Origin of the sequence: Sphingobacterium spiritivorum (genome assembly GCF_016725325.1) — a bacterium.
GTDB lineage: Bacteria > Bacteroidota > Bacteroidia > Sphingobacteriales > Sphingobacteriaceae > Sphingobacterium.
Window position 1 is genome coordinate 4185166 of the sequence record NZ_CP068083.1, and the last position, 16404, is coordinate 4201569.

Genomic DNA, 16404 nt, shown 5'->3' on the forward strand with positions numbered 1-16404 from the left:
TATTATGGAATTAAAGGAGATTGTAAATGAGATCTATCCACTTCCCGAAAGTGCTATGCTTCTGCTTCAGGAAGTTGTGACGGAAATTTCTCATCCCAAAGGGTATACGCTGATGGAGGCTGAGAAAGTAGAAGATACACTTTATTTTATAAGGAAAGGAATAGCCCGGGCTTATGCTTATCTGGAGAACACAGAAATGACATTTTGGTTTGGAGTAGAAGGAAGTGCTCTGATCTCTATGCGGAGTTATATTGAACACAAAAGCGGATATGAGTATATCGAACTTCTGGAAGATTGTATTTTATACCAGTTTAAAACCAGTGATTTACAGCGATTATATGAAAATAACATTCATATAGCAAACTGGGGACGAAAATTTGCCGAGCAGGAACTGATAAAGACAGAAACGCGAATGATAAACCGTGAATTTAAAACAGCTGCCGAACGCTATCAGGATCTGATAGATTATTATCCTCATCTGTTGCAACGTGTGCAGCTTGGATATATCGCTTCATTTCTTGGTATCACACAGGTTAGCCTGAGCCGGATAAGAGCAGATAAACGTTAACTTTTTGAAAAGGGGCCGGCATCGTGTCGTAACCGACCCTTTTATACTATAGATATATCAAACAAACCACCCTAAATGTTATATATACCTCATCTGTTTAATGAGAAGATACCGCTTTAAGTCCTATAATTGACCCGACTAAAGTAGTAATAAACAAAAGTCTCATAAATGTAGCCGGTTCTTTAAATACCAGAATACCTACTAAAACGGTTCCTACAGCACCGATACCAGTCCATACAGCATAAGCTGTCCCTAACGGAAGTGTCTGAGTCGCACGGATCAACAAATACATACTGATCAGTAAACACGCAAAAAAGCCGCCATACCAAAGGTATGTTTCATTACCTGATGTTTCTTTTGCCTTTCCCAGACAGAAAGTAAATCCAACTTCAAAAAGTCCCCCGAGAATTAAAATAACCCAATTCATAATATTTTTATTTTATCTATGGCACAAAGGTCTGCTTTAAGAAGGACTAAAAATTTTACAAATGTTAAAAAATGGAATCAGTATTTATTTTATTCCTGCTTTGAAAGTTTATAATACAGAATACCTGTCCATAACTGTTTTCAGATAAGATTTACACTCCTCATTTATCGGATTTATCGATGCTTGCCAAAATATTTCGATTTTGACGATTTTATTGTCATAAGTGAATGTTAGGTCGCTGTTTTATTCTTAATTTCTTATCTTTAGGCAAATTTTTGAGGAAGTTGATAATCCAATAACCTCTTAAAGTATTAAATCAGAAAATTAACATATTTCTAATAGATAACCATGTCGAATACATCAAAAATTATCTACACCAAAACAGACGAAGCTCCTTTACTTGCTACGTATTCCTTTTTACCAATTGTTCAGGCTTTCGCTTCCTCCGCAAATATTGATGTGGAATTGAGAGATATCTCCCTGGCAGGACGTATTCTTGCTAACTTTCCGGAGTATTTAAAAGAAGATCAGAAGATTGCAGATGCATTAGCTGAATTGGGCGCGTTAGCAACTACTCCTGAAGCTAATATTATCAAATTGCCGAATATTTCTGCTTCTATTCCTCAGTTGAAGGGAGCTATTGCAGAATTACAAAAAGCGGGTTATGCAATTCCAAACTATCCGGATGATGCAAACAATGACGAAGAAAAATCTATCAAAGCTAAATATGCCAAAGTATTAGGATCTGCCGTAAATCCGGTATTAAGAGAGGGAAACTCGGATCGCCGTGCACCAAAAGCAGTAAAAAACTATGCAAAAGCTAATCCGCATAGCATGGGAACGTGGTCTAAAGATTCAAAGACAAAGGTTGCTTCTATGAGTGAAGGTGATTTTTACGGGTCAGAGCAATCTATAACTGTTGAGAATGCTACTCAGTTCAAAATCGAATTTGCAGATGCTAATGGTCAGGTCACAGAATTGAAAGGATTGTCTCCGCTTAAAGCAGGAGAGGTAATCGATTCATCTGTACTGAGTGTGAATGCACTGAAAAAGTTCGTAGCTGCTACTATTGAAGAAGCTAAGGCTGCAGGTGTATTACTGTCAGCTCACCTGAAAGCGACGATGATGAAAGTATCTGATCCTATCATTTTCGGTGCTATTGTAGAAGTATATTTTAAAGACGTATTTGCAAAGTATGCTGATTTATTTCAGGAACTTGGTATTAATAAAAATAATGGTCTTGGCGAAGTGTATGCCAAAATCTCCGGAAATGCAAAAGAGGCTGAAGTAAAAGCTGCTATTGACGCTGCTATTGCTAACGGTCCGGCATTAGCTATGGTTAACTCGGATAAAGGTATCACGAATCTTCATGTTCCTTCAGATGTTATCGTTGACGCTTCTATGCCGGCTATGATCCGTACTTCAGGTCAGATGTGGAATGCCGAAGGTAAACAACAGGATACTATTGCAATTATTCCGGATCGTTCGTATGCAGGAGTCTACGAAGCGACTATTGAAGATTGTAAAGCAAATGGTGCCTTAGATCCTAAAACAATGGGTTCAGTGCCGAATGTTGGATTAATGGCTCAGAAAGCGGAAGAATACGGATCTCATGATAAAACATTTCAGGCTGCAGCTGCAGGTACTATCCGTGTCACAGATGCAGAAGGTAAAGTGCTTATGGAGCAAAAGGTAGATGAAGGAGATATTTTCCGTATGTGTCAGACAAAAGATGCACCTATTCAGGACTGGGTTAAACTAGCCGTAAACCGTGCACGTCTTTCTGAAACTCCTGCTATCTTCTGGTTAGATAAAAACAGAGCGCACGACAGAGAAATCATTAAGAAAGTGGAGAAATACCTTCCTGATTTTGATACTAAAGGATTGGATATTCAGATTTTAAGCCCTATAGAAGCGACTAAACTTTCACTGGAGCGTATCCGTAAAGGGTTAGATACTATTTCTGTTACAGGCAACGTATTACGTGATTATCTGACAGATTTATTCCCAATTCTGGAAGTAGGTACATCTGCGAAAATGCTTTCTATTGTCCCTCTAATGAATGGTGGCGGTTTGTTTGAAACAGGTGCTGGAGGTTCCGCTCCTAAGCATGTTGAACAGTTTCAGGAAGAAGGATACCTGCGTTGGGATTCATTAGGTGAATTCTTAGCTTTAGGCGCTTCTTTAGAACACTTATCACAAACACAGGATAATGCAAAAGCATTGATCCTCGCTGAAACACTGGATGAAGCAACTGAGAAATTCCTGGCGAATGATAAATCCCCTGCACGCAGAGTGGGACAGATTGACAACCGTGGTTCTCATTTTTACCTGACCCTGTATTGGGCACAGGCATTAGCAGCGCAGACAAAGGATGCAGAATTGGCTGCTAAATTTGCTCCATTAGCTCAGCAGTTAACAGAGAATGAATCAAAAATCAATGAAGAATTGATCGGAGCACAGGGTAAACCTCAGGATATTGGAGGTTACTACTTCCCGAACGATGAGCTGGCTTCAAAAGCTATGCGTCCTTCAGCGACATTAAACAGTGCGATTGCATCTTTGTAATCCTATACTGTTATAACGAAAAAGACCATTCAAAAAATGAATGGTCTTTTTTATGAAATTATCTTCTAATAAAGAAGTGAAATTTTAAAGATTTTATCCTTTTCTCAGGTATTTAGTCAGAATAACAATTGTCTGACCTTCTACTTTACCTTCTATCTGGCCGGTATTATCAGCAACCAGTCTGATATTTTTTACAACGGTACCTAATTTTGCACTTAAAGAAGAACCTTTTACATCTAATGTTTTGATCAGCACAACGGTATCACCTTCATACAATCGTGTTCCATTGGAGTCCTGATGAAATTCGACATGACTGTCTGCCTCATGGTCTCCGGTTTTTTTGGCCCATTCCAGATTTTCATCGTCCAGATACAGAATTTCCAGATTATCTGATGCCCAGCTTTCATTACGAAGTCTGCTCAGCATACGCCAGGCCATAACCTGTACCGGTGGATACTCTGACCACATCGTCTCTGACAATACTTTCCAATGATCCGGATCTAAGCTTTCATTTTTTTCAATTTGTGATAAACATACCTGACATACAAGTATGCTGTTATCTGTATTCGCATTAGATGCAGGAGGCACTTCATATACACTTAGGTTTTCTGTGCCATTGCACAGTTCACATCTGTTGCCTGATCTTTCAATAAGTTGTTGTTCTAATGTCATTCCTAATATTTAAATCCCTAAAATTAATCAATTTTAAGGGATTAATAAATTAATTTGAGGGTATAACTTCATTCTTGTACAGATATGGCAGAGATTTTGTATAATTGAATCAACTTTAATTATGTAAGTATATGAAATGGCAAGGCGGTCGTCAAAGCGATAATTTTCAAGACAGAAGAGGTATGTCCGGTGGACAGAAATTTGCAATTGGTGGTATCGGCGGTGTGATTATTCTGGTCATCGGTTTTCTGATGGGTGGTGATCCGGGACAATTGATGGAACAACTGCAAAATGCCAATGTGGGCGCGCCACAGACGGAGCAGGGAGAAGTACAGCTTACAGAAGAGGAAAAACAACTTACTGCATTTTCCCGAACGGTATTAGCGAGTACGGAGGATGTATGGACAAAAGTATTTAAAGATAACGGATTGACTTACCAGACAGCTGATCTGGTTGTATATACAGGTGGTACACAAACTGAAGGTTGTGGTGTAGGGAAAGCTTCCTACGGACCTTTTTACTGCCCGGGCGATCATAATGTATACCTTGATCTTAGTTTTAATCAGGAGTTGCAGCAAAAATTTGGCGCTAAGGGGGAGTTTGCTTTAGCGTATGTAATAGCACATGAAGTAGGACATCATATCCAGAATCTGGTAGGTACATTAAATAAGACAAACCAAATGCGTCAGCAGATGAGTGAAGCTGAATACAATAAAGTCAGTGTAATGACAGAGCTGCAGGCTGATTTCTATGCAGGCGTATGGGCGCACTATGTCAATCAGTTATCAGATATCAAGATCGATTACAATGATATATTAGACGGAATGCAGGCTGCAGAGGCAGTTGGAGACGATAAACTTCAGGAGCAGGCGCAAGGCTATGCCGTTCCCGAGTCATTCACGCATGGCACTTCCGAGCAGCGGGCCCGTTGGTTTAAGAAGGGATATGATACAGGTGATATGAAAGCCGGAGACACTTTTTCGGATAGAAGTCTGAGATAGTTTTACTGTACCAAAAGGTTACAACCTCTGATATCACTCTGGTCAAATCTTCCTAATACTTCAAAAGAACCATCAGGGTAAATTTTTCCTAAATCCTGCGTAGCTATAAAAGAGCAGGAATACACATTGGCTAAGTCAATGACATTGATGGCTCCTGTGCGGCTGTTGTCGATTAATGTCAGCGGATCATTCGTATCTCTGATCAGTATCTTCATCCAGTTCGGATGCTGAAAGATGCCTTCACCAAAGGAATATCCCTGTGAGAGCAATTCGGTCATCCCGTACTCGGAATGGATGGCGGGCACATTAAATCCGTCACGAAGCAGTTCATGCACTTCCTCCCGTATCATTTCTTTGCGTTTTCCTTTCATGCCACCTGTTTCCATAATGATCAGTTCGGGAAAATCAATTTCATATGTTTCGACAAAATCCAGAAGGGCGTAGGTCACGCCAAATAAAATGGTTTTTGTGTTTTTTTGTTTCAGCTTTTGCAAAGCCGTGAATAAATCCGAATGATTATACAGAAAATACCCGGATTCAGATTGTTCACTTGTTTTGATCAGATCATCCACCATATAGATGAGTGAAGATCCCGAACGTTCCAGGTAAGAGGGCAGTAAAGCCAGAATTGCTATTTCCCTGACATCACCGTAGAATTGTTCAAAAGCTTTTCTGAAAGAGCTTTCATACAGTTTTTTATCAGCGACAAGATGCTTACTGGTTATCATTCCGGTTGTTCCTGAACTGCTAAAAGTTACCTGAGCAACAGATCCGGCAGCAATGATCTCCTGAGATTTGAAAAGTTCTATAGGAAGAAAAGGAATCTGCGTATAGTGCGAAATGTTGTCAGTATCAATATGTAGATAATCCACATACTGCTTATACGTCAGACAGTGATCATATTGGTATCGGAATATGCTTAAGCAGTTGTCATTAAATTGCTTATCGGACTGTATCTCAAATATCTGTTGCGTATCCATCTTCTATATTGAAATGCAAATATAAGCATATCTTTTCTGATCACTTCCACAGATACAGGAGTTTTGGGATGACAATAATGTCAACTTAGCACTTATAGTAGGATAGGGGGCTATATAAGCTTAGCGATGACAGGAAAGTAAAATAGCTGTTAATTTGCTTGTATACAGCGATTAACAGCTATTTTTATAGTGCAGATGTAATTTTATCCTATAACATACCACCGTCTACCGGTATAACCTGTCCGGTTACATAAGCAGATAAATCAGAAGCTAAGAAAAGACATACATTTGCCACTTCTTCAGGATCTCCGGAGCGTTTCAACGGAATTCCGGCTTCCCAACCTGCAACGACTTTAGGATCCAGTATATCGGTCATTTCAGTACGGATAAAACCCGGAGCTACCACATTTGCACGGATATTACGTGATCCCAATTCTTTGGCTACTGATTTGGAAAAACCAATAATTCCTGCTTTCGATGCCGCATAATTTGCCTGTCCGGCATTTCCCTGTACACCTACTACAGAAGACATATTGATAAATGAACCTTTTCTGTTCTTCATCATAACTTTTGAAGCAGCTTTAGTCACATTGAAGATAGACTTAAGATTCACGTTGATAACATCATCCCAGTTTTCCTCTGTCATACGCATTAAAAGACCGTCTTTGGTAATTCCTGCATTATTTACCACGATGTCCACTGTTCCGAAGTCTGCTACGATATCGTTAATCAGTTTATCTGCTTCTTCAAATTTTGAAGCATCAGAGCGGTATCCTTTGACCTGAGTTCCAAAAGCCTGCAACTCTTGTTCCAGTGCCTGTCCTTTTTCAACTGATGACAAATATGTAAACGCTACATTTGCTCCATTTTGTGCAAAAACTTCTGCAATCTTTCTGCCGATACCTTTGGATGCACCTGTTACAAGCGCCGTTTTTCCTTCCAATAATTTCATACCTTATTTAATAATGCTATTTACAATTTAACAGATAAACAGCAAAAATGTTAAAATCCGATTATATTACCAATTTTTTAAGAAAAGAAAATAAAAGAAACGCTCTGAATCACGGGTATTTGTCAATCTCAAAAAAGAAAAGGGCTGTTTTTGATAAAAATGTAGTTTAATGAAAGAAATTTGACAAAACCATTGGTAATAAACCAAATTGAATAGTAAATTTGCAACAATCACAGAGACATGGGTAAAAGCAAAAAAAATTACGAAGACGTAGACGTCGTATTAATAGGCGCCGGTATCATGAGCGCTACTTTGGGTACATTGATCAATGAATTAAACCCACATGTTAAGATTGAAATGTTTGAGCGATTGGATCTGGTCGCCGCTGAAAGTTCAGACGCCTGGAATAATGCAGGTACAGGACATTCGGCATTATGCGAACTGAACTATACCCCTCAGAAGGCGGATGGTTCCGTCGATATAAAGAAAGCTATCAGTATTGCTGAATCCTTTGAAATTTCAAAACAATTCTGGACATACCTTGTCGAAAAAGGAATTATCAAAGATCCGGAAGGATTTATTCGCAGTATACCGCATATGAGTTGTGTTTTTGGAGAGCGTAACGTGGAATTCTTGAAAACACGTCATGCTACGATGATAGAAAATACATTATTCAAAGGAATGGAGTATTCTGAAGATCCGGAAGTATTGAAAGAATGGATACCTTTGGTGATGGAGGGACGTCCCGAAGGAGATAAAGTAGCAGCTACCAAAATGGATATCGGTACAGATGTGAATTTTGGATCGCTGACAAGAGATCTGATTGATCATCTGGTTACAAAAGATAACTTCTCTCTGAAGCTGGAGCATGAAGTGAAAGATATCGATCGTGAAGGTGATGGCCGATGGGAAATAGAAGTAAAAGATATCAAAACCGGAAAGAAAAGAGATTTAAAAGCGCAGTTTGTTTTTATAGGGGCAGGTGGACATTCATTATTACTCCTTGAAAAATCAGGCATTCCGGAAGCCAAAGGTTACGGAGGATTTCCGGTCGGCGGACAATGGTTGCGATGCACAAATGAAGAAGTAATTGCTAAGCACCATGCTAAAGTTTATGGCAAAGCATCTGTAGGCGCACCACCAATGTCTGTTCCTCATTTGGATACACGATACATTGATGGCAAGCAGGCCTTACTGTTTGGTCCCTATGCCGGGTTTTCGACCAAATTTCTGAAAAAAGGATCTTTCTTCGATTTGCCGGCGTCGATCAAACTCAGCAACATCCGTCCTATGCTTGCAGCAGGATGGGATAATATGGATCTTACCAAATACCTGATTACTGAAGTAATGAAGAGTCCGAAAGATAAGCTGGAATCTCTGAAAGAGTATATGCCGAATGCAAAACAGGAGGATTGGGCTCTGGAAGTTGCAGGACAACGTGTGCAGGTTATCAAAAAAGATAAGAAGCACGGAGGAGTACTGGAGTTCGGAACTGAAGTTGTGGCAAGTGCTGACGGATCATTAGCGGCCTTATTGGGTGCTTCACCCGGAGCTTCTACTTCGGTTAAGATCATGGTTGAATTACTGAAAAAATGTTTTCCTGACCGTGCAAAAACGCAGGAATACCGAGATAAATTAAGAGAAATGATCCCGACATGGGGACAATCTCTGGCAGCTGATCCGGCGCTTTGTGAAACGACACGTGCGCGTACACAGAAAGCGCTGAAATTAGATTAGTCTTAAATAATACTTATGGGGTGCTTTAGGCAGCAGGACACTGGTTTTGTTGTTATGAAACAGGCTGAGATTATACCCAATATTACAGACGGACTATTCCTCGTCCGTCTGTAATATATACCTGATCCGGATAATGCCGGCGTAGGGATTTAATTTCGTTTATATTTGTTTTAAAATTTAGCCAGATCCATAGGTGCGTATATTATCATTACACACTTTTAAATGGAAGTATCATCTATTATTCAGCACCTTTGGCAACAGGTTCTGGAAACATCATGGTTGCAATGGTTAGGTGTATCCGCAGGAGTTACACAAGTCATGTTATCCAAAAACAATAAAGTCTCTAATTATTTATTTGGTATTATTAGCGTTATAGTGACCATGATAGTACTCTATGAGGCTAAACTTTATGCAGAGATTGCTCTTAATATGTATTACCTTATTATGAGTATATATGGTTGGTGGTATTGGATTTCAAATAAAGAGGCTGCTCAGAAACCCATTACATCCTGTTCAGGAAAGGATTGGGGCATCGTTATTTTAATAGTAGGGACGGCATTTGCTATTTTCTATTATTTTTTGACTCGTCACACAGATTCAGATGTGCCTTTGTGGGATGCTTGGGTGTCCGCTACAGCCTGGGCTGGAATGTGGTTGCTCGCCAAACGTAAACTTGAAAATTGGATATTGTTGAATATCAGTAATCTGTTCGCGATTCCTTTGCTTTATCATAAAGGTCTGCTGCTTTATGCTATACTTACCCTTTATTTATTTACAGTTGCATTTTTTGGTTATTTCAACTGGAAAAAAATGATGAAGCAACGCGAGCTATCTATAGCACAGGAGGATAAAAAGATTTGATATCTACGGCTCCGTTTCCAACAAATTCCATGAGATGAAATTACAGCTCTTATAATATGCAGATTACGAAAGATCAGAAGAATATACTTGAATCGCAGATTCATGCTGCCATAGTACAGCAGCAATTGACAACGGCACAGCTGGAACTGGCTTATCAGGAAAAATGGTTTAAAATATGGGTTCCTGAGGAACTGGATGGAGCAGGTCTGAATTTATCAGAAGGTGTACGTTTCCTTCGGGACCTTGCCTATATTGATGGTAGTCTCGCCTGGACAGTAACCTTATGTTCGGGAGCGAATCTATTTGTTGGTTTTATAGATAAGGAAAAAGGAAAATCTGTTTTTGCAGATCCAAAAGTGTGCTTTGGTGGAAGTGGTATGCTATCCGGAAGGGCTTATAAGACCGAAGGTGGATACCTCGTTTCCGGTGAATGGAAATATGCTACCGGTTCTCCGCATTTAACTCATTTTACAGCAAATGTACCCCTATTCGAAGGAGATTCCGTGTGCATAGATGAAAAGGGACAGGCTTGTTTTATTACCATCTTTGCAGATCACACAGATGTGGAGTTGATAAGAGACTGGGATACATTCGGTTTGGAAAGTACGGCAAGCCATAGTTTTAAATTAGAAAATGTTTTTATTGCGGATAATCAGGTTTATTCTTTGGTGCCTGAAAAAGCGACCTTAACCGCTCCTTTATATCAATACCCTTTTATGCCATTTGCTGCATTGACCCTTTTAGCAAATTATATGGGCATGTTTGAGCGTTTTTTGGATCTGGCCGTGGATCTGTTTAAGCATAAATCCAAAAAATCCGTATGGCAGGAGCAATTTGGCGTCTCAGTAAAGGATCATTTGGATCACACTGTATCTCTTTATGATAAGATGCAACAAGAAATATGGGGGGATATGGATCTTTCCTGGAGTAAACTTATTGATGGAGAAGATAATGCAATATGCTATAAACGTATTGAAACTCAAAGTAGAGAAATGGTATCCTTTATTCGTAATAAAGTGACTGAATTTTTTCCTTATTGCGGTATTATTGCTGCTCAGCGGGAATCAGAATTGAATATTGTATTCCGGAATATTTTTACCGCTTCGCAGCATAGTTTGCTTCTAAAGGCAGATTAGAGATTTTAGAATTATTAGTTATTCTGTTGACTTTACTAAAAGTAAGAACCTTTCTCCCGATTATATCGGGATCTCTCCTTGAAAAGGAGAGAGGAAAAGAGAGTTTTCTCTTCGTTTTATTGAAGCTGTTCCAGAATATAGGATGGTTGAGAAGATGGTTTGTAATAAATGTAATAACCTGTTTTCTTGAGAAGGAGAGAGGAAGATCAGCACAATGAGTAACTATAAAAAGAGCTGTTTTAGGATATAAAACAGCTCTTTTTCTTATATGGATTTTAATTTCTAAACTTTCTTAAGTATATAGTTTGCTTCCAGTGATCCGGTGATAACATTTCCTTCCTGATCCAACATTTTTATAGATCCTTCCTGTACCTTGAATTTATTTGTTCCATCTTTAAGTTTCAGTGTAACGACACTTCCACTATCATCCCAGGTAAATTTTCCTTCTTCTTTGAAAGTTGATTTTTTTCCTAAATATTCAGATACAAGTGAATAAGTATTATCCTTATGCAGGATTACATTTGTTTTGATACCTTCACAGTCAGCACATGGCAATACGCCTTCATACTCCCCATCCCAGTCTAATGCGTTTTGGCTGTTATGAGCCGGATCCGGATTTACAAATTCTCCTGTTGAATCTTTTTTTGATAAGACTTCAGTAGAATCACTTTTTTCAGATGTTGTAGATGTGTTTTGACAAGAAATTAAAACCAATGCCGCTCCTGTAATACTTAAAATCAATTTCTTCATAGTTGCTTTCTTTTGATGTACCTGATGATTTGCAAAAACCGTTCCTTTATGCTTCTTCTCGAATAACTAATATGGGTATGGTAGAATGATAGGCTAATTTTTGGCTCATACTGGATGTAAATAACCGATCAAAGAAATTGCGGTTACGTTTTACAATGGCCAGAAAATCAATGTTATGCTCCATAATAAATTCCAGTACTCTCTCTTCAACAGATGTGGCCGGCAATATTGAAAATGTCAGACGAGGACTGTGGAATTGATCTTTCCATTCGGATACAAGCGACTCTATATCTTCGTTTTCTTTCGTTTTAACGTGTAGTACTTCAACTTTTGCATCAAAGTAATCCGCTAGTTTCAAAATCTCAGCTAATGGTTTCTTGTCTGCTTCTCTGAAGAGAGTGGTAAATCCTATACTTTTGATCCCATCAAATTTTGCCAGTCTTGGAATGCTGAATACTGGCTGCGATACGGAGCGGATAAGATTAACGGTATTCGAACCTATGAGTGTCGTATTGGCTGAATTCAAACCTGTAGTACCCATGACAATCATATCGATCTGGTCACGTTTGATAACGCGTTTGACAGAATCCAGAAACAGGCCTTTTTCGAAGACAAAATACATCTCTATATCTTCAAGGTTATACTTTTTAGCAATTTCATGCAACTGAGGAACATTGTCTTTATAATTGTCAAATTGAGCCAGTTCTATAGATTGATAAATCTGCTGTACATAATCCAACTGACCTGCGTACATACTCGAATAAATCGGCAATTCGTAGACATGCAGGATGTAAAGGGATGCGTCTATACTTTTAGCAAGTTGAAGCGCATAAACAAATGCATTGCTGGCAGCTTCTGAAAAATCGGTAGGGAATAAAATACGTTTCATAGGACAAATATGATGTAGAATTCTATTAAGTTACTGATTTTGAGGTGTAATTGCAAATAATACTGCTTTTAGTTTTTCCAGGTTTTGAGGTTTTCACTTTTAAATTTCCACTCCGGAGTAAGAATCACTCCGTCTTTCAGTTTATACCAGGGGCTAAGTTTAGGATCATTCGGGTTATTTAATATCTGTATTTCCTGCGCAGGCATATAGCTTTGTGCAAGGAGTACCAACTTTTCCCCCTGCTCATTTTCGGCTATATCTACAGCGATGATAGCGTGTCCTATAGGGTTTCCCTTTTGAATAAATGTGTCTCCGATTTTAATATTACGGACGGAAGCCACAGAAGGTAATTCATCATGCAGTGAAGCTGTGTTAGCATATGCAAATATATATTCCATATACTTCCAGTATTTTTTTGCACTGTAGTCCCCTTTTATATAATCTGTATAATAACGCGGTTTGGCATCAGATAAAAAGTTGAAGCGGATATCCTTATATCTTTTTTGTTGATACAGGTAATCTGCTCTTAGCCGCATGACGGCATCTGCACACTGATGAAGATCTCTTGTGCCGATAGGAAGATTGACCACACTCGCATATATCTTGTTTTGAGCTTTGACAGCACCATTGTAATACAAGACCTCGGATCCCATCTTTTTCAGAGGCAGATGTTGTAGAAAGTAACCAAACTCATTCGCCTGAAAGGTTTTGCGCTGATATCCCTCAGGTGTTATAAAACGATCTTTTATAATCATACCGTCAGGCTTGATCCATGCTGTATTGTACCCCTCATCAGACAAATAATTTTCGGACGGAAGAGAGTCACGCTGTGCTATATTAGATTCGGCATTACCAGCGCCCGATTGACAAGCTGTAGCAGATACCAGCAAAGAGGGGATAAGCAGAAGAGTATGAAAGAGATGCAGCATAATAGATTTTAAATTTTTATATCAAAATAGCAAATTTATATGGTATTAAGAAATTTATGTGATGCTTGCAGAGTATAAAGACTGATAAATTATGTTAAAGTTTGTTAAGTAACAAATTTGTTTCAATTAAGATGTAAGTGTTCATCCGTAAACTTTTTCTCCAATTCATTCGTTATAGTGGTGTCAATTATTATAGGTTCAATTTATTATAACTATGGAAAGTAAACATTATTCGCTGGTTTTCCTGCCGTGTTCTCGTTCTATGAGTCTGGTCCGTCATCTCAAGGAAGCATTGGCCAATATAATCGGTTGGTACAATAGTAAAAATTCGGATGCTCATATTACTATTTTAGAGTTCAACGCTACCGATGCCGAATTGGAATTTATCAAACGTAAAATCAGACAGCTGGCTGATACCGAACGTCCCGATTATGTCTATCTGGATAAGTATGAGGCATTTCCGCAAAACGGAGCATTTTTTATTGCTCCAACGGATTATTCCAAGAATTATCTGAAGAATATTATGAATCGGTTTGTTGGATCTCTGAATGCAAAAAATGTCCGGAAAAGTAACGATCCGCACATGAGTATTGCTCGAAAACTCAATGCGGATAAACTGGCAATTGCATTGGAACGGTTTGAGAGTATCAGTCTTAATTTCTTCTGTGATCGTGTTGTATTACGTATCTACGATAAAGGGTCCAGTCAATATCAATTTGCAGATGAATTTAAGTTTGGAAGCAAAATGCCAGCTGCGCCTGCCCAATTCAGGCTGGATCTCAGCTAGAATTTTTTACCCCTGAAGTAATATTGCTTGTCTTCGTCCGTAATCGGGCGAAGTACACGGCAGGGATTACCTACAGCAATGACATTGGCTGGAATATCTCTGGTAACGACCGAACCGGCACCTATGACTGAATTATCTCCAATCGTGATACCGGGATTGATTACTACATTGCCCCCGATCCATACATTGTCTCCTATAGTAATAGGAAAGGCATATTCCCATCCTTCATTTCGGGGAGTTGCATGTATGGGATGACCAGCTGTAAATAAACTTACATTGGGTGCAAACATGACATTTTCACCTATACTGACTTTGGCACCATCGAGGATTGTACAGTTATAGTTCGCATAAAAATTATCACCTATTTCTATATTATATCCGTAATCACAACGAAACGGCGGTTCAATAAAGAGACGGCTCCCTGTCTTCGCAAATAATTTTTTGATGATCTGATTACGCTCCTTGATTTTTGAAGGCGCTAATGAATTGTATTTATACAATTCTTCCTTTGCATACTGACGGTCCTCGAATAATTCTTTTCCCATTGCGCGATAGGGTTCAGAAGCAAGCATAAGTTCTTTAGCAGTTTTCATGTTCCCAAGATAGAAAATTTTATCGTCGTTTATAATCCTTACCTTTGTGGCATAATTCAGATACATATGAATCAGGAAATATTACAATTACAACCACAGTCGATTTGGAAAAATTTTAATGCTTTAAATGCAGTACCCAGAGCTTCTAAGAAAGAGGAAAGGGTAATTGCTTTTATAGAGGATTTTGGAAAATCATTAGGTCTCGAAACCATCACTGATAAAACCGGAAATGTCGTGATCCGAAAACCAGCTACAGCAGGTATGGAAGATCGTAAAGGGATAGTTCTGCAATCGCATCTGGATATGGTACATCAAAAGAATAACGATACCGTGTTTGATTTTGATGCAGACGGAATCCGTATGCTGATCGATGGTGATTGGGTAAAAGCTGACGGTACTACTTTGGGTGCTGACAATGGGATAGGAGTGGCGACTATTATGGCAATTCTGGAATCACAGGATCTGGCTCATCCGGCTATAGACGCCCTTTTTACCATAGATGAAGAAACCGGGATGACAGGTGCATTTGGTTTGGAAGGAGGAGTTTTACAGGGACAGATATTATTGAATCTGGATACAGAAAATGATACAGAAATTGACATCGGCTGTGCCGGAGGAATAGATGTGACTGCAACAAAGAGTTACAGCTCTGAACCTGTATTAAACGGATATGCGGGACTGACAATTACGGTAAGAGGACTGAATGGCGGGCACTCCGGTATAGAAATTCATAAAGGCTTGGGGAATGCGAACAAGATTATGAACAGGGTCTTGTTTGGTACACATGCCAGATTTGGCCTTCGGTTGTCAGAAATTAAAGGCGGTGGCCTGAGGAATGCTATTCCAAGAGAAAGTTTTGCCAAAGTTGTCTTGCCTCAGGATCAGGTTCAGCATTTTATTTCATCTGCTGAAGTTGTAATTCAGGCTATCAAAGCCGAATATAAAAGTGTAGATGCCGGTCTTGAAATTATTATTGAACAGCAAGAGCATACTCCGGTCACTATTTTGCCACTGGATGTACAGGAGCAACTTATCAAAGCCGTGTATGCTGCTCATAACGGCGTGTACCGCATGAGTGCTGATTTTGCGGATTTGGTAGAAACATCCAATAATATAGCCAATATAGAAGTGAAGGATGGTAAGATCACGATAAAATGTCTGACGAGATCTTCTGTTGAATCTTCTAAATATGATTTGGCAAACGCGTTAAAATCTACCTTTGAGCTGATGGGCGCAGAAGTTGGTTTTTCAGGAGATTATCCGGGCTGGACACCTGATGCGGACTCACAGATCTTGCAGGTACTTAAGGATATCTATCAGAAGCAATACAATGAACAACCGGAGGTGGTCGCCTGCCATGCTGGCCTGGAATGTGGTATTCTGGGACGGAATTATCCAGGTATGGATATGATTTCCTTTGGCCCGACTATTCTCGGGGCACATTCTCCGGCGGAGCGTGTATCCATATCTTCCGTTCAGAAATTCTGGAAATTTACACAGGAGATTCTGGTAAACATTCCCAAAAAGTAAGCGTAAATCAGAATATAATATACA

General features: G+C 39.2%; 16 protein-coding genes and 1 riboswitch. Of the genes, 8 read left to right on the top strand and 8 right to left on the bottom strand.

All coding sequences use genetic code 11. The features are described 5' to 3' along the window. The first annotated feature begins 4 nt into the window (after positions 1 to 4). The gene (locus I6J02_RS17420) at positions 5 to 568 is read left to right on the top strand and encodes a Crp/Fnr family transcriptional regulator (protein WP_201679099.1); all 564 of its coding nucleotides are present in this window, start codon (positions 5 to 7) and stop codon (positions 566 to 568) included. A 97-nt stretch (positions 569 to 665) separates the two neighbouring features. Here the strand turns inward: I6J02_RS17420 and I6J02_RS17425 are convergent, their stop codons facing one another. After that, positions 666 to 995, bottom strand: a complete 330-nt coding sequence (locus I6J02_RS17425) for a DMT family transporter (protein WP_201679100.1) — start codon at positions 993 to 995, stop codon at positions 666 to 668. A 348-nt stretch (positions 996 to 1343) separates the two neighbouring features. Here I6J02_RS17425 and I6J02_RS17430 point away from each other — a divergent pair, with 348 nt between their 5' ends. After that, positions 1344 to 3563: an NADP-dependent isocitrate dehydrogenase gene (locus I6J02_RS17430; RefSeq protein ID WP_201679101.1), complete on the top strand. Its 2220-nt coding sequence runs from the start codon at positions 1344 to 1346 to the stop codon at positions 3561 to 3563. 93 nt (positions 3564 to 3656) lie between these two features. Here I6J02_RS17430 and I6J02_RS17435 read toward each other — a convergent pair whose 3' ends face one another. After that, entirely contained in the window at positions 3657 to 4235 is a 579-nt protein-coding gene (locus tag I6J02_RS17435; RefSeq protein WP_201679102.1) for a PhnA domain-containing protein, read from the bottom strand. Between the two features lie 131 nt (positions 4236 to 4366). Here I6J02_RS17435 and I6J02_RS17440 point away from each other — a divergent pair, with 131 nt between their 5' ends. Then, positions 4367 to 5236, top strand: a complete 870-nt coding sequence (locus I6J02_RS17440; RefSeq protein WP_201679103.1) for a neutral zinc metallopeptidase — start codon at positions 4367 to 4369, stop codon at positions 5234 to 5236. Between the two features lie 2 nt (positions 5237 to 5238). Here the strand turns inward: I6J02_RS17440 and I6J02_RS17445 are convergent, their stop codons facing one another. Both I6J02_RS17445 and fabG read right to left on the bottom strand, forming a co-directional pair. Then, complete coding sequence (locus tag I6J02_RS17445; protein ID WP_201679104.1) at positions 5239 to 6216, bottom strand: acyl transferase; 978 nt, start codon at positions 6214 to 6216, stop codon at positions 5239 to 5241. Positions 6217 to 6424: 208 nt separating this feature from the next. Next, positions 6425 to 7168 carry a 3-oxoacyl-[acyl-carrier-protein] reductase gene (fabG, locus tag I6J02_RS17450; RefSeq protein WP_201679105.1) on the bottom strand — a complete coding sequence of 248 codons (744 nt, stop codon included), beginning with the start codon at positions 7166 to 7168 and terminating at the stop codon, positions 6425 to 6427. A gap of 240 nt (positions 7169 to 7408) precedes the next feature. Here fabG and I6J02_RS17455 point away from each other — a divergent pair, with 240 nt between their 5' ends. From I6J02_RS17455 to I6J02_RS17465, 3 genes are all read left to right on the top strand, one after another. Continuing rightward, entirely contained in the window at positions 7409 to 8905 is a 1497-nt protein-coding gene (locus I6J02_RS17455) for a malate:quinone oxidoreductase (RefSeq protein ID WP_201679106.1), read from the top strand. A gap of 8 nt (positions 8906 to 8913) precedes the next feature. After that, positions 8914 to 9070: riboswitch (TPP riboswitch) on the top strand. 57 nt (positions 9071 to 9127) lie between these two features. Beyond that, positions 9128 to 9766 (top strand): nicotinamide riboside transporter PnuC, encoded by a 639-nt coding sequence (gene pnuC, locus I6J02_RS17460; RefSeq protein ID WP_201679107.1) that lies wholly within the window; start codon positions 9128 to 9130, stop codon positions 9764 to 9766. Positions 9767 to 9822: 56 nt separating this feature from the next. Next, complete coding sequence (locus tag I6J02_RS17465) at positions 9823 to 10902, top strand: acyl-CoA dehydrogenase (RefSeq protein WP_201679108.1); 1080 nt, start codon at positions 9823 to 9825, stop codon at positions 10900 to 10902. Between the two features lie 282 nt (positions 10903 to 11184). Here the strand turns inward: I6J02_RS17465 and I6J02_RS17470 are convergent, their stop codons facing one another. From I6J02_RS17470 to I6J02_RS17480, 3 genes are all read right to left on the bottom strand, one after another. After that, positions 11185 to 11652, bottom strand: a complete 468-nt coding sequence (locus I6J02_RS17470) for a copper resistance protein NlpE (protein ID WP_201679109.1) — start codon at positions 11650 to 11652, stop codon at positions 11185 to 11187. A 46-nt stretch (positions 11653 to 11698) separates the two neighbouring features. Continuing rightward, on the bottom strand, positions 11699 to 12541 hold the full coding sequence (locus I6J02_RS17475; protein ID WP_201679110.1) for a universal stress protein: 843 nt from the start codon (positions 12539 to 12541) through the stop codon (positions 11699 to 11701). A 68-nt stretch (positions 12542 to 12609) separates the two neighbouring features. Next, positions 12610 to 13470 carry a DUF4846 domain-containing protein gene (locus tag I6J02_RS17480; RefSeq protein WP_236582133.1) on the bottom strand — a complete coding sequence of 287 codons (861 nt, stop codon included), beginning with the start codon at positions 13468 to 13470 and terminating at the stop codon, positions 12610 to 12612. A 214-nt stretch (positions 13471 to 13684) separates the two neighbouring features. On the opposite strand from I6J02_RS17480, the gene I6J02_RS17485 reads away from it, so the two are divergent. Next, positions 13685 to 14257, top strand: coding sequence for a 2'-5' RNA ligase family protein (locus I6J02_RS17485; protein WP_236582135.1), 573 nt, complete (start codon positions 13685 to 13687; stop codon positions 14255 to 14257). On the opposite strand, the gene I6J02_RS17490 is transcribed toward I6J02_RS17485, so the two are convergent. Further along, complete coding sequence (locus I6J02_RS17490) at positions 14254 to 14850, bottom strand: sugar O-acetyltransferase (RefSeq protein WP_201679111.1); 597 nt, start codon at positions 14848 to 14850, stop codon at positions 14254 to 14256. The two genes, I6J02_RS17485 and I6J02_RS17490, sit on opposite strands and share 4 nt — an antisense overlap. Before the next feature lie 66 nt (positions 14851 to 14916). On the opposite strand from I6J02_RS17490, the gene I6J02_RS17495 reads away from it, so the two are divergent. Next, entirely contained in the window at positions 14917 to 16380 is a 1464-nt protein-coding gene (locus tag I6J02_RS17495; RefSeq protein WP_201679112.1) for an aminoacyl-histidine dipeptidase, read from the top strand. Positions 16381 to 16404: the final 24 nt, after the last annotated feature.